This is a genomic window from Rhodovulum sp. YNF3179, assembly GCF_050586465.1.
Taxonomy (GTDB): domain Bacteria; phylum Pseudomonadota; class Alphaproteobacteria; order Rhodobacterales; family Rhodobacteraceae; genus CAJXYS01.
This window is the reverse complement of sequence record NZ_JBOCEG010000002.1, coordinates 31,177-49,008: the sequence shown is the minus strand read 5'-3', so window position 1 is coordinate 49,008 and position 17,832 is coordinate 31,177. Positions and strand designations below refer to the sequence as shown.

Below are 17,832 nucleotides of genomic sequence, written 5' to 3'. Positions count from 1 at the left end.
TCCCCGCCTGTACCGCCCGGCCATCCTGCGGCACGGCCGGTTTCCAAGTGGTAAAAATATCCCCGCCGGAGGCGGAAATCGCCGCGCAGCGGCCCGCGGGGCGGGCGGCCGCTGCGCGGCCGCGGATTTCATGCGCGCCGCGCGGGGGATATTTGGACCACTTGGACGGAGCCCGTCACGCGATCTCGGCCAACCGGTCGCGCGCGGCGGCGAGCTTGGCGGCCTCGTCCTCTTTCTGGGCAAGCTGGGCGCGGGTGTCCTCGACCACGTCCTCGGGCGCGCTCTCGACGAATTTCGGATTGGAGAGCCGGCCCTTCAGGCCACCCATTTCCTTCTCGAGCCGGGCCAGCGTCTTTTCGAGCCGCGCCTTCTCGGCGCCGACATCGATGATGTCGGCCAGCGGCAGGCAGAAGGTGCCGCCCTCTACCGCGACGGTGACCGCGCCCTTGGGCGGCGTGTCGGCCACGGTGATGCTGTCGATCCGCGCGAGCCGCTTCACCAGCGCCTCGTTGCGGTCGAGCGCCGCCTGCCCCGCCGCGTCCAGCTCGATCTGGAGCACCGGGATCTGCAGCCCGGCCGGCACATGCATCTGCTGGCGCGCCGAGCGGACGTCCTCGATCAGCCCGATCACCCAGTTCATCTCGCGGTCGGCCGCCGGGTCCACGAGGTCGCCGCCATGGGCCGGCCAGTCGGCATGGACGAGCATCTTCGGGCGGTCCGCGATCTGGCCCCAGAGCGCCTCGGTCACATAGGGCATGAAGGGATGGAGCATCACCAGGCACTGGTCGATCACCCAGGCCATGGTGGCGCGCGTCTCGGCGACCACGGCGGGATCTTCGGAATTCAGCAGCGGCTTGGCGAATTCCACGTACCAGTCGCAGACCTTCCCCCATGTGAAGGCATAGAGCCCGTTGGCCGCGTCGTTGAAGCGGAAGGCCTCCAGCGCGGCGTCGGCGGCCTCGCGGATGCGGGCGGTCTCGCCCACGATCCAGCGGTTCACGGTCTCGCGCACGGCGGACGGGTCGAAAGCTGGGTCCGGCCGGCAGTCGTTCATCTCGGCGAAGCGCGCGGCGTTCCAGATCTTGGTCCCGAAGTTGCGATAGCCCGCGATGCGCTGCGGGCTCAGCTTCAGGTCGCGGCCCATCGCGGCCATCGAGGCCAGCGTGAAGCGCACCGCGTCGGCGCCGTACTCGTCGATCAGCTCGATCGGGTCCAGCACGTTGCCGAGCGACTTGGACATCTTCTTGCCCTTCTCGTCGCGGACCAGCGCGTGGACATAGACGGTGTGGAACGGCTTCTCGCCCACCACGGCGTATTGCATCATCATCATCCGCGCGACCCAGAAGAAGATGATGTCGAAGCCGGTGATCAGCACGTCGGTGGGGAAGTACCTGCGCAGCTCCTCGGTCTCCTCGGGCCAGCCCAGCGTGCCGATGGGCCAGAGGCCGGAGGAGAACCAGGTGTCGAGGACGTCCGCGTCGCGGGTCAGCGGCTTGCCGCCGGCCATCTCGCGCGCCTCGGCCTCGCTCGGCGCGCAGTACTCGTTGCCCTCGGCGTCATACCACACCGGGATCTGGTGCCCCCACCAGAGCTGGCGCGAGATGCACCAGGGTTCGATGTTCTCCAGCCAGTGGAAATAGACCTTGGCGTCCTGCTCGGGCAGGATGCGCGTCTCGCCCGAGCGCACGGCGTCGATGGCGGGGCCGACGACCTTCCCGGCATCGACGAACCACTGGTCGGTCAGGTAGGGCTCGATCGCCACCTTGGAGCGGTCGCCGTGGGGAACCATGTGGCGGTCGGCGTCGATCCCGTCGAGCCAGCCCTCGTCGCGGGCCCAGGTCACGATCGCGTCGCGGGCCTCGTAGCGGTCGGTGCCGTCGAGCCGCTCGATGGCGGCGGCCAGCATCTCGGGATCGCAGCCCGCGGCGAAATCCGGATTGTCCGACAGTCTCATCCCCGCGCGGGTGTTCATAACGTTGATCGCGCGCAGCCCGCAGCGCTGGCCCACGGCCCAGTCGTTGAAGTCGTGCGCGGGCGTGATCTTGACCGCGCCGGTGCCTTTTTCCGGGTCGGCGTGTTCGTCGGCCACGACCGGGATGGACCGGCCCGTGATCGGCAGTTTCACCGTCTTGCCGATCAGGTGCCGGTAGCGCGGGTCCTCGGGATGAACCGCGACGCCGGTGTCGCCCAGCATCGTCTCGGGGCGGGTGGTGGCCACGACCAGGTAGTCGCGCGGCGCGGTCGCGGTGACGTTGCCCTCCGCGTCCCAGTCGACCGGGGCTTCCCAGGTCGCGCCGTCCTCGAGCGCGTAGCGCAGGCGCCACATCTTGCCGTCTACCTCGACCTGCTCGACCTCGAGATCCGAAATCGCGGTCTCGAAATGCGGGTCCCAGTTCACCAGCCGCTTGCCGCGGTAGATAAAGCCCTTGTTGTACATCTCCACGAAGACACGGATCACGGCGTCGTGGAAATTGCCCTCCTCGCCGGCGGGCGCGCCGGGCGCGCCGGACATGGTGAAGGCGTTGCGCGACCAGTCGCAGGAGGCGCCGAGGCGCTTGAGCTGGTTGATGATCGTGCCGCCGGACTGGCTCTTCCAGTCCCAGACCCTGGCGAGGAATTCCTCGCGCGTGAAATCGCGGCGCGACTTGCCCTCCTTGGCGAGCTCGCGTTCCACGACCATCTGTGTGGCGATGCCGGCATGGTCCTGCCCCGGCTGCCAGAGCGTGTCGTGCCCGCGCATCCGGTGCCAGCGCACCAGGATGTCCTGCAACGTGTTGTTGAAGGCGTGCCCCATGTGCAGGCTGCCCGTCACGTTGGGCGGCGGGATCATGATGCAGAAGCTCTCGGCGCCGGGCGTCGCGTTCGCGCCTGCGGCGAAAGCGTCGGCCGCTTCCCATTTCGCGTAGATTTCGGGCTCCGCCTTGGCGGCGTCGAAGGTCTTGTCCATGGCCATGGGTCGGGTTCCGCGTGCCGGTTGAGGGTTCGCGCCCCTGTTACCGAAAGCGCCCGGGAAGGGAAAGGCCGTAGTCCCGCCCCCTTACACCACCGCGCGGTCGATCTTGGTCGAGAGTTGCACCAGGCTTTCCGACGACCGGACCCCGGTGACCGCGCCGATGCGGTCGAGCGTCTCGTCCAGTTCGCGAGTGGTGTCCGCGGCGATCTCGAGGATCAGGTCGAACCGCCCCGACGTGGTATGGGCACGCTCCACCTGGGACATGGGTTTCAGCCTTTGCAGCACCGTGGGCGTGGCGCGCGGCTCGATCTGCAGAAGAACCGTCGCGCGGATGCGCCCGGCGCCGGCCTCGGCGCCCAGCCGGATCGTGTAGCCCGCGACGGTGCCGGTCCGCTCCAGCCGTTCGATCCGGGCCTGCACGGTCGAGCGCGCCACGTCGAGATGGCGCGCCAGCGTCGAGACGGAGGCACGCGCATCGCGCGCCAGCGCGGCCAGCAGACGGCGGTCGAGATCATCCATGTCGTTTTGCCATGATTTTTGTCATATCGCCGATCATTTCTGGCGATTCTACACTTTAACCCGGTGAAATCGACACCTAATTGCTCGATCCTGTTCCCCGAGCACGCGGATACAGTCTCCAGCCAAGGAGCCGACCACCATGGGGCTGAGCAAGACACTCTGGGCGACGCCGCAGGACTACCTGCGCGCCAAGGAGCCCGACACGCCGGTGATGTTCTTCTCGCCGGAGGTGCTGCAGGCAACTGCCGCGCGGTTCCGCGCGGGCTTCCCGGGGCTCGTGACCTACGCCGTGAAGGCCAATCCCTACCCCATGGTGCTCGAGAACCTGTCCGCCGCGGGGATCGCGGGTTTCGACGTCGCCTCGCCGGCCGAGATTGCCGCGCTTCGGCAGATCGCGCCCGACGCGGCGCTGCATTACAACAATCCCGTCCGCTCGCGCCGCGAGATCGCGGCGGCCGCCGCGGCCGGCATCCGCGCCTACTCGGTCGATTCCCCGGGCGAGCTGGACAAGCTGGCCGACCTGGTGCCGCCCGACGGCGTCGAGATCGCGGTCCGGCTGCGGCTGCCCGTGGCCGGGGCCACCTATGATTTCGGCGCCAAGTTCGGCACCGACCCGGACCACGCCGTCGATCTGCTGGCGCGGGCGGCGGCGCACGGCTTCACGCCGTCGATGACCTTCCATCCCGGCACGCAATGCGTGTCCGCCGATGCCTGGACCGCCTATATCGAGGCCTCCGCCGACGTGGCGCGGCGTGCCGGTGTCCGGCTTGCCCGGCTCAATGTCGGCGGCGGCTTCCCAAGCCACCGGAGCGGACCCGAAGCCCCATGTCTCGACGCGATCTTCGCCGCCATCGACACGGCGACGGCCCGCGCCTTCGGCGCCGCGCGCCCGGCTCTCCTGTGCGAGCCGGGCCGCGCCATGGTGGCCGAAGCCTTCACGCTGGCCGCGCGGGTCAAGGCGGTGCGCGCGGATGGAAGCGTCTTTCTGAACGACGGGATTTACGGCGCGATGGCCGAATTGCCGATCATGGGCGCGACCGACCGCATCGTCTGCCTCGCGCCCGACGGGACCCGCCGCGCGGGACCGCCCGCGCGGCGCGCGGTGTTCGGCCCGACCTGCGACTCGCTCGACCGCCTGCCCGGCGACCCGGCGCTGCCGGCGGACCTCGCAGAGGACGACTACGTCCTTTTCGCGGGGATGGGCGCCTACTCGCTGGCCACCCTGACGGGCTTCAACGGCTACGGCGCGTTGGAAACCGCGACGGTGCGACGGCTGGCCGGCTGAGCGGGGTTTTCCCTGCCCGATGATCGCTCTATCGTCTGGGCGGAATTCACGCGCTCAGCAGGGGAGCCTCATGTCCAAATTCGGCATCAGCCAACCGATCAAACGTGTCGAGGATGTCCGCTTCCTGAATGGAACCGGCCGCTACATGGATGACACCGCGCCCGAGGGCGCGCTGCGCGCCTTTGTCTTCCGCTCGCCGGTGGCCCATGGCGAGATCACGACGCTGGACGTCGCCGACGCCCGGGCGGCCGACGGCGTCCACGCGGTGCTGACCGCCGCCGAGCTGGACGCGGCCAGCGTGCGCAACCAGATGGACGCGGCGGTGGTCAAGAACCGCGACGGGTCCAGGGGCGCCGCGCCGCCGCGCCCGATCCTGGCCATCGACCGGGTGCGCTACGTGGGCGAGCCAGTCGCGCTGATCGTGGCCGAGACGCTGGCGCAGGCCAAGGATGCGGCCGAGCTGATCGGGCTGGACGTGGAGGATCTGCCGGTCTGGACGACGCTCGCCCCCGGTGGCGAGGCGATCCACCCCGAGGCGCCGGAAAACCTCGCCTATGACTGGGCCTTCGGCGACGCGGAACAGACCGAAAAGGTCTTCGCCGGCGCCGCGCATCGCGTCTCGCTCGAGATCGACGACAACCGGATCATCGTCAACTCGATGGAGCCCCGCGGCTGCTGGGCACGCTGGGACGGCGCGCGGATGCACGTCTCCTTCAGCGGACAGGGCGTCTGGGGGCTGCGTGACCAGATCGCCCGGAATCTCGGGCTCGACAAGGGGGCGGTGCATGTCACCACCCCCGACGTCGGCGGCGGCTTCGGCATGAAGGGCTTTGCCTACCCGGAATATTTCGCCGTCGCCGAGGCGGCGCGCCAGACCGGCCGGCCGGTGCACTGGATGGCGGACCGCTCCGAATCGATGCTCAGCGACAATGGCGGGCGCGATCTCGTCTCGGTGGCCGAGGCCGCCTTCGACGAGGACTACAAGCTGATCGGCTACCGCGTGCACACGACCAGCAATCTCGGGGCCTATAATTCGGGCTTCGGCCAGAACATCCAGTCGGAACTGGCGCTCAAGGTGCTGACCGGCACCTATGACGTGCAGGACGTCTTTTTCGCGGTGAAGGGCATCTACACCAACACCGTGCAGGTCGACGCCTATCGCGGCGCCGGACGGCCCGAGGCGATCTACGTGCTGGAGCGCCTGATGGACCACGCCGCGCGCCAGTTCGGTCTCAGCCCGTGGGCACTGCGCCAGAAGAACTTCATCCCCGCCGACGCCTTCCCCTACGTCTCGGCCAGCGGCGAGACCTATGACGTGGGCGATTTCGGCCGGGTGCTGTCCCGGGCCGAGAAAGTGGCCGATCTTGACGGTTTCGCGGCCCGCCGCGCCGACTCCGGGGCCGCCGGCAAGCTGCGCGGGATCGGGCTGTGTTATTACATCGAGTCGATCCTGGGCGATCCCAGCGAGACCACGAAGCTGGAATTCACCGACACGGGCAAGGTGCGGCTTTACGCCGGCACGCAGTCGAACGGCCAGGGCCACGAGACCGTCTACGCCCAGATCCTGAACGAGTTCACGGGCATCCCGATGGACGCGGTCGAATTCGTGCAGGGCGACAGCGACCTGATCGCCAAGGGGGGCGGCACGGGCGGCTCGCGCTCGGTGACGACGCAGGGCACCTCTATCAAGGCGACCTCGTCCAGGCTGATCGAGAATTTCACCCCCTTCGTGGCCGAAGAACTCGACGCCGCGCCGGAGGAAATCGACTTCGAGGACGGCAATTTCCACGCCCGCGGCACCAACAAGTTCATCGGGCTGATGGATGCCGCGCAGGCCGCGCGCGACAAGGGCCGCGACGACCTGCTGGTCTGCGAGGCGGAGACGAAGCTGCCGGGCCGATCCTATCCCAACGGCGCCCATGTCTGCGAGGTCGAGATCGACCCGGAGACGGGACAGACCGAGGTGGTCAGATACACCGTGGTCGACGATTTCGGCGTGCTGATGAACCCCACGCTGGCCGAGGGCCAGGTGCATGGCGGCGTCGTCCAGGGGCTGGGCCAGGCGATCATGGAGAACGCGGCCTACGATGCCGACGGCCAGCTCCTGACCGGCACCTTCATGGATTACGCGATGCCGCGCGCGATCGACACGCCCTTCATCACCTTCCATTCCGAGCCGGTGCCCTCCACCGCCAATCCGCTCGGCATGAAAGGCTGCGGCGAGGCCGGGACGGTCGGCGCGATGGCCGCCGTCGGCAACGCGGTGCAGGACGCGCTCTGGGACCGGGGCATCCGGCGGGTGGACATGCCTTTCACCCCCCTGCGCGTCTGGAGCTGGCTCAACCGGGCGGACATTGCGGCGGAATGACGCCGCCGGCCCGGCCGGGGTCAGGCTGAAAAGACCAGCCGCCAGAACAGCGTGGGCAGCATTTCCGCCAGCGCCGCCAGCGCGATCAGCGCCCGCGCGCCCGCCCCCCGGAAGCGCCGCCAGAGCAGCACGCAGAGGGCAAGCGCCAGCACCCCCTCAACCGGGCCGACAAGGGCCGCGTGATGGGCGTCGTCCCAGTAGCTGACCGGGCTTCGGACGACATGGTCCGAGAACGGCCAGAAATGGGGGCGCCCGTCGTCGTGGTGCAGCGGCAGGTCGGTCAGCACATGAAGCAGCCCCGCCCCGCCGAAGGCCGTCAGCGCGTCGCGGCGCAGCCAGGCGCCGGCGCCGAAGAGCAGGCCCCAGAGGAGGATCGCGTTGTCGATGCGGAACACGGCTTGCCAGCTCTCGGAAAAATAGAGCTGGTCGAAGACGATGCGCGGGGCGATCCCCTGGACATAGAGCGCATGCGCGGACAGCAGCCAGAGCGACAGGTCCGGCACCAGGGCCCCGGCCAGCGCGGCGGCCGTGACGCGCCAGGCATCGGGCCGTGCGAAGGCGGCCGCGCCGATGATCAGGTGTGCCGGGGTGTTCATGGCAGGCTCCGCCCGGCGGGCGGGCGCGACAGGGTTACTCGAATTCGCGGCTGGCCAGCGCCCGGTGAATCTCGCGGCGGACCAGTTTCTTGACGTTGCGGGTGATCCGCTCGCCCAGCTCGCCGCGCAGTTCCTCGCGCACGACCTCGGCCACCAGTTCGCGCAGCGCCTCCTCGTCGAAGGTCGCGTCCTCGAAGCCGGCATCGAGTCCCGGCGCGTTCTCCGGCGTGCTCTCCACATCTGCCGGCGCGGCGGCGGCGCTCAGATGAAGCCGCCGTCCATCCCGGACGGTCTCGGGCATCTCCGCAGGCCTATCGGGCGATGGGGCCTCCGCGATCGGGTCCGCGGCGGTTTCGGCGTCAGTGTCGCTTTCGGCCTCCGCGCTGTCTTCCACACGCAGCGCGTCTGTCAGCAGCAGCCGATCGCCGGGCTGGTCCGCCGGCACGTCCGGGGCCGCCCCGTCGGGCACGGTGGGCGCCTCGGGCTCGGTGGCCAAGGGTCCGGGGCTCATGTCTTGAACCGGCTCGGCGGGCGCCGGCGCGGCGTCTTCGGGATCGGTGGCCTGCTCGGGGGCCTTGGAGTCGTCCGAGACGAGCCGCCTTATGGAGGACAGGACGTCCTCGACATCCACGGATGACACGGAATTCGACATCGGGATCTCTCCGGTTCAGGGTGCAGGTATAGTAGCCTCCCGCGGGGCTCAATACAACGGCTGGTTTAACGCGCCTTGGCTCAGTTGCGGCCGCTGCGCTCCAGCACGCGGTCGAGCCGCTTGCCCTGGATCGACTGGACCGGCGCGTTCTTGACCGCGTTGTAATACGCCGCCGGATCGTAGCCAGCGACCTCGAGGCCCAGGTGATCCGTGGTCAACAGCCCCATCGCCGACAGCAGGGCATAGACCGCGACGTATTCGTCGCGCCGCGCCTGGACGAGATCGTTGCGCGCGGTCAGCAGCTCCTGCTCGGCATCGAGCACGTCGAGCGTGGTGCGTGCGCCCAGCTTCGCCTCTTCGCGGACGCCCTCGAAGGCCAGTTCGGCGGCGCGGATCTGCTGCTGGCGCGCGGTGATCGAGGCCCGCGCGACCTCGAGCTGGGCCCAGGCCCGGGCGACCGCGTCCTCGATGGTCAGCGAGGTCTGGAGCAGTTCGGCGCGCACGCTTTCGGCGTTGGCCATCGCCTGGCGCTGCGCCGAGTCGAGCCGACCGCCCTGGTAGATCGGCACCGTGACCGACAGCTCGCCGCGGGCAACATCGCCATAGGACGGCGTCCCCTGCGTGACGCTCCGGTTGCGCGACAGGCTGGCGCCCAGCTCCACCCTGGGCAGCTTGGCCGCGCGGGCGCGTTCGACGTTGATTTCCGCGGCCTTCACAAGGTGCTGGACCTGCTTGATCGCCGGGTGGTTCTGGTTGGCGAGCGCCTTGGCAGCCTCCAGCGTGGCGGGGATCTCGGGCGCGGGCGGCGGCGCCTGCAGGTTCGCCGGATACGCGCCGATGGCCAGGAAATACCTGGCCCGCGCGACCTCGAGCGCGCCCTGCGCGGCCACCAGCCGCGACCGGGCCTCGGCCACGCGGGATTCCGCCAGGCTCACATCGGTGCGCGTCACCTCGCCCACCTCGAACCGGTCCTCGGCCGCGCGCAACTCCTCGCGGGTCAGACGCAAGCTGTTCTCGGCCAGCCGGACCGACTGTGCCTCGGCGCGCATGTCCATGTAGGCGCTGACCGCATCGAAGAGCACGTCCTGCTCCACCGTCACCAGCGCGGCGCGGGTCGCAAGCACGTTTTCCTTCGCGGCCTCGACCCCGAGCCGGTTCCGCCCGCCCTCATAAAGCGTCAGCCCCGCGGTCAGGCTCAGCGAGCCCTGATAGGCGCTGACATCGGTATCGCTGGCGGAAGCGACGAAGTTGAGCACGGGCCTGAGAAGCGAGACCGCCTGCGCCACGTCCTCGTCCGTGGCGCGCAGCGTGGCGCGGTTCTTGTCCAGCAGGTTGCTGTTCTCATAGGCGGTGACGAGCGCCTCGGTCAGGGTCTCGGCCGTGCCGGCCCCCGCGACGAAGACGGCCGCCAGGCCCCCCAAGACCGCATTGCGTATCGCCTTCATCGCCTGTTGCCTCCGTCGCTGTTGCCGCCGGGGTCTGCGCCCGGCTCAGAATTCGAACTCACGCGCCACGTTGAACCCCGGCAGGAGCGGCGCCGTCGCGTCGAACGCGTAGCGCCAGGTCACCCGTCCGCCCGACTTGATGCCGAGCCGCGCGCGCCCGAGCGCGCCTTCCATGAAGATCGCGATGATGCGCCCGCCGTCCTTGAGCTGATCGAGAATGGCGTCCGGCACCTGTTCGACCCCGCCCTGCAAAAGGATGATGTCGTAGGGCCCGTGCTGCGGTGCGCCCTCGGTCAGGGGCGCCTCGACCACCGCCACGTTGTCGGCCTCCTGCTCGGACAGCAGCGTCTGCGCCTCGGCCGCCATGCTGGCGTCTTCCTCGACGGCCACGACCGCCTCGGCCAGCCGCGCGGCGACCGCGGCGGAATAGCCGTAGCTCGCGCCGATATCGAGCACCAGGTGATCGGCCCGGATATCGAGCGCCTCGAGCATCTTGGCCAGCACCCGCGGCGCAACTACGACGCGCCCGCCGCCCAGGTCGATATCCTCGCTCATGTAGGCGAGGTCCCGCTGGGTGTCCGGGACGAAGACCTCGCGCGGGATGGTCAGCATCGCTTCGATGATCGGGTATTCGGTCACGTCTGATGGCCGGACCTGGCCGTCTACCATCGCTCTGCGCCGGGCGGCGTAATCTGTCATGGAAGCGCCTTGAATCTTCGCGTTTATACCGGGGTCGTCTTGCCACAGTTTCCGGCGCGCGGCAACTCGCCTCGCGGTGTATGTGCGCTTGCACCGGCCCCGGGCGCTTGATATAGACCGGCCGTTGCCGGCGGCGAGTTGGCGGAGTGGTTACGCAGCGGATTGCAAATCCGTGTACACCGGTTCGATTCCGGTACTCGCCTCCACAACGATCCCCTTCGGATACATCCCTCGGGACTGCGGCAAGATGCCGTCAGAACCGCGCCGCGTCGAAGCCGGTGATGTCGAGATTCGGCGCCCGGCCCTCGGACAGGTCCGCCACGATCCGGCCGGTGATCCCGCCGAGCGTCAGCCCGAGATGCTGGTGCCCGAAGGCCAGCAGGATGCGGTCCGACCGCGGTGACGGCCCGATCACCGGCAGCGCGTCCGGGAAGGAGGGACGGAAGCCGAGCCATTCCTCGGCCGGGCCCTTGAGCGGGCCGAACATCTCGGCCCCCTTGCGTTCGAGATAGCGCAGCCGCCGGCGGTTCGGCGGGCGCCGCGTCCCGGCGATCTCGACGGTGCCAGCCAGCCGCAGGCCCTGCGCCATGGGCACCGCGTAGAAGCCGGCCTCGGCCCAGCCCACCGGCCGCGACAGCCGGTGCGCCTCGCCGGGGTATTGCAGGTGATAGCCGCGCTCCACGTCGAGCGGCAGCCGCTCGGCCCCGGAGCCCGCGATCCCCGTCGCGTGGGCCCCTGCCGTGATCGCGACCCGGGCGGCGCGCAGGGTCTCGCCGCCGGTCGTGACCTCGACGCCGTCGGCCAGCGGCCGCACCCGTGTCACGGCGTGCCGCAGCACCCGGCCGCCCAGCGCCTCGAAGCGGCGCTGCATGCGCCGCACCAGTTCCTGCGGGTCGCGCAGGTGCCGCGCCCCGGTGAAGCGCAGCGCGCGGTGCACCGGGAGACGCAGGTCCGGCTCCAGCGCGGCCACGTCCGCCGGGCCCAGCTCCTCGGCCGGCACGCCCAGCCGGTGCCGGAGCGCGTTGCCGTCGGCGGCGGCCGCGAACCCGGCGCGCGTCGTCCAGACGTAAAGCGCATCGTTCGCGACGACGAGATCCTCGGCGCCGGCCTCTTCGATCAGGGGATTGAGGCCCGCATCGGCATGCGAGAGGATGGCGGCCAGCGTGGCGGCGATCGCCTCGACCCGGGCGGGACGGCAATTGGCCAGGAAGGACAGAAGCCAGCGCGGATGTGTCAGCGCATGGAGATAATTCACCGAAAGCGGGCTCTCGGGGCTCGCCAGCAGCCGCGGGATGCTGGCGAGGATATCGGGGCTGTTGACCGGCAGGCAGCCATAGGTCGCCAGCGTGCAGGCGTTGCCGTAGCTCGCCCCGGCACCGGGCGGCGCGGGATCGCACAGCAGCACCCGCTGCCCGCGCTTGGCCGCCCAGAGTGCCGTCGCCATGCCGACGATGCCCGCCCCGGCCACGACCAGGTCGATCTCCGCTCGGTCCCTCGCCCGGTTCGTCGTCACGCAGCCCCCCTTTCACCGTTGCGCCAGTCTTGGGCCAGGCGCCCGGAAATGCCAAGACGCGTTTCGGTCGCGCTCCGGGCAGGCCGGGCATGAGGCTTCTCTGCGACGAGATGCTGGGCCGGCTTGCGCGCTGGCTCCGCGCGGCCGGCCACGACACGCGGCTCGCCACGCCCGGCCAGGACGATCGCGCGGTGCTCGGGACGGCCATCGCCGAGGACCGGCTGCTGCTGAGCCGGGACCGGGGGTTCGCCGAACGCAAGGCGGCGACCGGCCGCCTGCTGCTGCTCGAGAGCAGCGCCGTGCCGGACCAGGCCCGCGAGCTGCGCCGCAGGCTCGGGCTGGACTGGTTGGCCGCTCCCTTCACCCGCTGCGTCGTCGACAACGCGCGTCTCCGGCCCGCCTCGTCGGCCGAGCGCGCCCGGCTGCCCGACGGCGCACGCCGCATCGGCGGACCGTATTTCGCCTGCCCGGCCTGTGGCCGGCTCTACTGGGCGGGCGACCACCACGCCCGGATGCGGGCGCGGCTGGAGGACTGGGCGGGGTCCTGAGCGGAGTCGCGCCCCGGAAACCCGCAGGCTGCGCTTGACGCTGTGCCTCCCGGCCTAGCTATGCCAGACTTTACCGTGATGCTTCGTGGGGAATCGGTTCACATGCGCCTGCCGTCTTTCCGGCCCGGACCCGTCCGCCGCACATTGGCGGCCCTGGCGCTTGGCCTGTGCGGGCTTGCCGCCGCGGGCGCGGCGGATGCCGCCGAGGTATCGCTGGCGGCGCCGTCGGCGGATGAGGATCTCACCGCGGCCCTCGAGGCGGCCTCGCTCCTGGTCGCGGCCGAGCGCGACGGCGAGACCAACGCGGATCAACTGGTCGCCGCGGCGCAGGCCGATTACGGACGGCTGCTGGCCGCGCTCTACGCCCAGGGCCACTATGGCGGCGTGATCACGATCCGCGTCGACGGCCGCGAGGCGTCCGGCATCGCCCCGCTCGACGCCCCCGAGCAGGTCGACCGCGTCGAGATCACGGTCCGGCCCGGCCCGCTCTTCACCTTCGGGCGGGTCGAGGTCGCCCCCCTCGCCCCTGGCACCGCGCTGCCGGACAGCGTGGCGGCCGGCGCCGCCGCGCGCACCCCGGCGATGCGGCAGGCCGTCGAGACCGCGATCGAAGGCTGGCGCGAGACCGGCCGCCCCAAGGCCCGTGCGACGGACCAGAGCATCACGGCAGATCACCGCAACCGCAGGGTGGACGCGGCCTTCATCATCGATCCGGGCCGGCTGGCCCGCTTCGGCAGGTTGATCGTCACCGGCGAGTCGCGCGTTCGACCGGACCGGATCCGTGCCATCGCGGGGCTGCCGAGCGGCGAACGTTTCTCGCCCGAGGCGCTGGAACGCGCCGCGGGCCGGCTGCGGCGGGCCGGAGCCTTCGGGGCGATCACGCTTTCGGAAGGCGAGGTGATCGGCCCGGACGGGCGGCTCGACATCACCGCGCAGATCTCGGACCGCAAACCGCGCCGCATCGGGGGCGGGGCCGAGTTCTCGATCGTCGACGGGTTGACGCTGAGCGGCTTCTGGCTGCACCGCAACCTGCGAGGCGGGGCCGAGCGACTGCGCTTCGACGCCGAGATCGCCGGGATCGGGGGCGAGACGGGCGGCGTGGATTACGTGCTGTCGACCCGCTTCACCCGGCCCGCGACCTTCACGCCCGACACCACGCTCAGCATCGGTGCCGAGATCGGCCGCGAGGATGAGCCCGACTACCTGTCCGACCGCTTCGAGGCCGATATCGGCGTCGAGCACATCTTCTCGGAACGCTTCGGCGACCGGCTTACGGGCCGGCTGGCGGTGGGCACGCATATCGCGCGGGTCGAGGACGACCAGGGCGAGCGCGACTTCACCTTCGTCACCCTGCCCGCCGGGCTGACCTGGGATGGCCGCGACGACCGGCTCGAGCCGACCGCCGGGCTCTACGGCGACCTCGAAGCCACGCCCTTCACCGACCTGGACGCCGGCACCACGGGGCTCTGGCTCACCTTCGACGGCCGCGCCTACCGGCAGATCGGTCCGGCGGTCCTGGCCGGGCGCTTGCAGCTGGGCAGCCTCGCCGGGGCTGCGGGCAGCGAGGTGCCGCCCGACTACCTGTTCTATTCCGGGGGCGGCGGCACGGTGCGCGGACAGGACTACCAGTCGCTCGGCATCGATCTGGGCGGTGGCGACAGCATCGGCGGGCGGTCCTTCACCGCCGTGTCGCTGGAGGCGCGGATGCCGGTCACGGGACCCTTCGGTATGGCGGTTTTCGCGGATGCCGGCTATGTCGGCGCGGAAGCCTTCCCGGACGGCAGCGGGGACTGGCATGCCGGGGCCGGGCTCGGCCTGCGCTACGACACCGGGATCGGGCCGCTGCGGGTCGACCTGGCCACTCCGGTGCGCGGCGGCGAGTCCGGCAGCATCCACGTCTATATCGGTATCGGACAGGCATTTTGAGAAAGCTGGCACATATCTGCGCCGCCCTGGCCGTTTTGTTGCTGCCCGCCCTCGCGGCCGCACAGGACGACGGCGACGAGGGCAAGGGATTCCTGACGCGCAAGCTGCAGGAGCTGCTGTCCGATGCCGGGCGCGAGGTGCGGATCGACGGCTTCGAAGGCGCGCTGAGCTCCGAGGCGACGATCGCAACGCTGACGATCGCCGATGATGACGGCGTCTGGCTCAGCCTCGAGGGGGTGACGCTCGACTGGAACCGGGGCGCGCTGCTGCGCGGCCGGGTCGAGGTCAACCGGCTGACCGCCGAGCGCATCGCCCTGCCCCGCCTGCCCGCGGGCGACGGGGATGCGGCGGCGCCGGCGCCGGAGGCGCAGGAGTTCGCCCTGCCGGAGCTGCCCGTGTCGGTGGAGATCGGCGAGATCAGCGCGGAGCGCGTGAACCTTGGCGCCCCGGTTCTGGGCGAGGCCACGGCGCTCACTGCGAAAGGGGGGCTGGCGCTCGTCTCCGGGCGCGGCACGGCCACGCTGGAGATCGCCCGCATCGATGGCCCGCGCGGGCGTTTCGCGCTCGACGCGTCCTATGACAACGCGACGCAGGACCTCGCGCTGGATCTCGACCTGCAGGAAGAGTCCGACGGGATCGCCGCCCGGCTTCTTCAGCTGCCCGGGCGGCCGGCGGTCGCGCTGACGGTGGCGGGCACGGGGGCGCTCTCGGATTTCACGGCCGATATCCGGCTGGCGACGGAGGGCCGCGACCGTCTCACCGGGCGGGTTCGGCTGGCACGGGACGAGGACGCCGCCGGCGCCGGAACGCAGCGCTTCTCCGCCGATCTCGGCGGCGATATCCGCCCGCTGATGGACGCCGACTACCGGGCCTTCTTCGGGGCCGACACGCGGCTTGACCTGGCCGGTCACCGCACGCCCTCGGGCGTAACCGTGATCGAGCGGCTGGACATCGAAACCGCGCAGTTCGGCCTGGGCGGCACCGCCCGGATCGGCGCCGACGGGTTCCCCGAGCGTTTCGATCTCAACGGGCGGATCGCCGCCGCGTCGGGCGGCCGGGTGATCCTGCCGGCAGGCGCGCCGCAGACCAGCCTGCGCAGTGCCCGCCTGACGCTGTCCTACGACGCCAAGCGCGGCAGCGGCTGGCAGGGCTCCATCCTGGCCGAGGAAGTGACACGCGACGGCACCGACATCGATCGGCTTGCGCTCGACGCGCGGGGTACGCTGACCCGGCAGCCCCGCGACACCGGCGGGATCAAGGCCGTGCGGGCGCAGGTCGAGGCCACCGCCGAGGGCCTCGCCTTCGCCGACGCCGCACTGGCCCGCGCGACCGGCCCGCGCGTCACGGCGGCGGCGGGCCTGTCGTGGCAGGCCGGCGGCGCGCTTCAACTCGCGGATGTCCGGCTCGGCGGGGCCGATTACAGCCTGTCGCTCGACGGGCGGGTCTCGGACCTGGCGGGGGGGATCGCGACCCAGGGGACGGTGCAGCTCTCGGCTGCGGACCTGTCGCGGTTCTCGGGTCTCGCCGGACGCCCGCTGCGGGGCATGGCCGAGCTGCAAGCCGAAGGGAGCGCGACGCTCCTCTCGGGCAGTTTCGACATCGAGGCGGCGGGACGGACAGATGGCCTGTCGATCGGCGAGCCGACCGCGGACGTGCTCGTCGGCGGGCCTGGGCGGCTTGCGCTCTCGGCCCGGCGCGATACCGGCGGCGTCACGCTGCGCGCCTTCGAGATCACCACCCCCGGTCTGGAGGCATCGGCGGACGGCAGCGTCGCCAGCGGGGCGACCCGGCTGGAGGTCGCGGCGCGGATCACCGATGTCGCGCGGCTCACCGACGCGCTGTCGGGGCCATTGTCGGTCGCCGGGACAGTGGGACAGGACGGCGCGGACTACAGGCTCGACGTCGCGCTCGAGGGACCGGGCGGCAGCCGCGCCACGGTGGCCGGCAGCTACGCGCCCGGGGCGAACCGCGCCGATCTCGACGTGGACGGGCGCCTGCCTCTGGCGCTGGCCGACGCGGTGATCGGCGGCGGCGTCCGGCTGCGCGGGGACCTGGACTTCGATCTTGCCATCGACGGCCCGCCCGGCATCGGCGCGCTCTCGGGGCGGGTCTCGACCGCCGGCACGCGGGTGCTGCTGCCCGAGGCGCGGCTGACGCTGCAGGACGTTGAGGCCCGGGCCGATATCGCCGGGGGCGCGGTCGAGATCGACGTGGGCGCCGCGGTCGAGACGGGGGGACGGATTACCGCCGACGGCCGCGTCACCCTGGCGCCCGACGCCGGCTTCCCCGGTGCGCTGCGCATCGGGCTGCGCAACGTGGTTCTCGAGGATCCGGCGCTTTACCGCACCTCCCTCGCCGGCGACGTCACGGTCGACGGCGCCCTGGCCGGGGGCGCGCGCATCGCGGGCCGCATCGATCTCGGCGAGACCGATCTGCGGGTGCCGACCTCGACCTTCGGCAGCCTCGAAGCGATCCCGCCCATCACCCACCTGGGCGAACCGGGCGACGTGCGCACGACACGCCAGCGCGCGCATCTCCTGGACGGCGACGCGAACGGCGATGGCGGCACGGCCGGGCCGGCCTACCCGCTCGACGTGACGATCTCGGCGCCGCGGCGGATCTTCCTGCGCGGGCGCGGGCTCGACGCGGAGCTTGGCGGCGAGCTGCGCCTGGCCGGGACGACCGCCGAGGTCATCCCGACGGGCCAGTTCGAGCTGGTCCGCGGCCGGCTCGACATCCTGGCCCAGCGCTTGGTGCTGACGGAGGGCGCGCTCAGCTTGGCGGGAACCTTCGAGCCGCGCGTCAGGCTGGTCGCGCGGTCCGAAACCGACGACGGCGTGATCGTCTTCATCATCGTCGAGGGCGCAGCCACCGATCCGGAGATCACCTTCCGCTCGGAACCCGAGCTGCCCGAGGACGAGATCCTGGCGCAGCTCTTCTTCGGCCGGGGCATCGACGAATTGTCAGCCTTCCAGGCCGCCCAGCTCGCCGACGCGATCGCGGAACTCAGCGGGCGGGGCAGCGTCGGGGTGATCGGACGGCTACGCGACCAGTTCGGGCTGGACGATCTCGACATCCAGACCAGCGAGGACGGCGGCACCACGGCACGGATCGGGAAATACATCACCGACAACGTCTACACGGACCTGGTGATCGGCTCCGACGGCAAGACGGAAATCACGATCAATCTTGACGTGACCCCGAGCCTGACCGCGCGCGGCAGCGTCGGCGCGGAAGGCGAGAGCGGCATCGGCATCTTCTTCGAGCGCGACTACTGAGCCCGGACGCGCTGTCACGAAAGGGTCGCAGGCGAATGCTAGGCCAGCCC

12 protein-coding genes and 1 tRNA gene are annotated in these 17,832 nt (G+C 70.9%); 6 read left to right on the top strand and 7 right to left on the bottom strand.

The annotated features are described in order from the left end of the window. Positions 1–175: 175 nt before the first annotated feature. Both ACQ5SP_RS03155 and ACQ5SP_RS03150 read right to left on the bottom strand, forming a co-directional pair. Positions 176–2,953 (bottom strand): valine--tRNA ligase, encoded by a 2,778-nt coding sequence (locus ACQ5SP_RS03155; RefSeq protein ID WP_430936357.1) that lies wholly within the window; start codon positions 2,951–2,953, stop codon positions 176–178. Between the two features lie 84 nt (positions 2,954–3,037). Further along, positions 3,038–3,472: an Lrp/AsnC family transcriptional regulator gene (locus tag ACQ5SP_RS03150; protein ID WP_430936355.1), complete on the bottom strand. Its 435-nt coding sequence runs from the start codon at positions 3,470–3,472 to the stop codon at positions 3,038–3,040. A 139-nt stretch (positions 3,473–3,611) separates the two neighbouring features. On the opposite strand from ACQ5SP_RS03150, the gene ACQ5SP_RS03145 reads away from it, so the two are divergent. Together ACQ5SP_RS03145 and ACQ5SP_RS03140 are read left to right on the top strand one after the other, a co-directional pair. Beyond that, positions 3,612–4,757, top strand: coding sequence for a type III PLP-dependent enzyme (locus ACQ5SP_RS03145; protein ID WP_430936353.1), 1,146 nt, complete (start codon positions 3,612–3,614; stop codon positions 4,755–4,757). A 70-nt stretch (positions 4,758–4,827) separates the two neighbouring features. Further along, on the top strand, positions 4,828–7,125 hold the full coding sequence (locus ACQ5SP_RS03140; RefSeq protein WP_430936351.1) for a xanthine dehydrogenase family protein molybdopterin-binding subunit: 2,298 nt from the start codon (positions 4,828–4,830) through the stop codon (positions 7,123–7,125). A gap of 20 nt (positions 7,126–7,145) precedes the next feature. On the opposite strand, the gene ACQ5SP_RS03135 is transcribed toward ACQ5SP_RS03140, so the two are convergent. The 4 genes from ACQ5SP_RS03135 to ACQ5SP_RS03120 form a co-directional block, all read right to left on the bottom strand. Further along, positions 7,146–7,721: a cobalamin biosynthesis protein CobQ gene (locus ACQ5SP_RS03135; RefSeq protein ID WP_430936349.1), complete on the bottom strand. Its 576-nt coding sequence runs from the start codon at positions 7,719–7,721 to the stop codon at positions 7,146–7,148. Between the two features lie 34 nt (positions 7,722–7,755). Continuing rightward, entirely contained in the window at positions 7,756–8,373 is a 618-nt protein-coding gene (locus ACQ5SP_RS03130; RefSeq protein WP_430936347.1) for a hypothetical protein, read from the bottom strand. Positions 8,374–8,453: 80 nt separating this feature from the next. Further along, a complete protein-coding gene (locus ACQ5SP_RS03125; protein ID WP_430936345.1) occupies positions 8,454–9,818 on the bottom strand; it encodes a TolC family outer membrane protein in 1,365 nt (454 codons plus the stop codon). A 45-nt stretch (positions 9,819–9,863) separates the two neighbouring features. Then, positions 9,864–10,517, bottom strand: coding sequence for a protein-L-isoaspartate O-methyltransferase family protein (locus tag ACQ5SP_RS03120; RefSeq protein ID WP_430936343.1), 654 nt, complete (start codon positions 10,515–10,517; stop codon positions 9,864–9,866). A 132-nt stretch (positions 10,518–10,649) separates the two neighbouring features. Here ACQ5SP_RS03120 and ACQ5SP_RS03115 point away from each other — a divergent pair. Then, positions 10,650–10,723: transfer RNA gene (locus ACQ5SP_RS03115), tRNA-Cys, on the top strand. Positions 10,724–10,770: 47 nt separating this feature from the next. Here the strand turns inward: ACQ5SP_RS03115 and ACQ5SP_RS03110 are convergent. Next, positions 10,771–12,030 carry an NAD(P)/FAD-dependent oxidoreductase gene (locus ACQ5SP_RS03110; RefSeq protein ID WP_430936341.1) on the bottom strand — a complete coding sequence of 420 codons (1,260 nt, stop codon included), beginning with the start codon at positions 12,028–12,030 and terminating at the stop codon, positions 10,771–10,773. An 89-nt stretch (positions 12,031–12,119) separates the two neighbouring features. Here ACQ5SP_RS03110 and ACQ5SP_RS03105 point away from each other — a divergent pair, with 89 nt between their 5' ends. The 3 genes from ACQ5SP_RS03105 (at position 12,120) to ACQ5SP_RS03095 (ending at position 17,782) form a co-directional block, all read left to right on the top strand. Beyond that, a complete protein-coding gene (locus ACQ5SP_RS03105) occupies positions 12,120–12,578 on the top strand; it encodes a DUF5615 family PIN-like protein (protein WP_430936339.1) in 459 nt (152 codons plus the stop codon). A 102-nt stretch (positions 12,579–12,680) separates the two neighbouring features. Then, positions 12,681–14,504 carry an autotransporter assembly complex protein TamA gene (locus ACQ5SP_RS03100; RefSeq protein ID WP_430936337.1) on the top strand — a complete coding sequence of 608 codons (1,824 nt, stop codon included), beginning with the start codon at positions 12,681–12,683 and terminating at the stop codon, positions 14,502–14,504. Further along, on the top strand, positions 14,501–17,782 hold the full coding sequence (locus ACQ5SP_RS03095; protein WP_430936335.1) for a translocation/assembly module TamB domain-containing protein: 3,282 nt from the start codon (positions 14,501–14,503) through the stop codon (positions 17,780–17,782). The genes ACQ5SP_RS03100 and ACQ5SP_RS03095 overlap by 4 nt, the downstream gene beginning before the upstream one ends. The last annotated feature ends 50 nt before the right edge of the window (positions 17,783–17,832 follow it).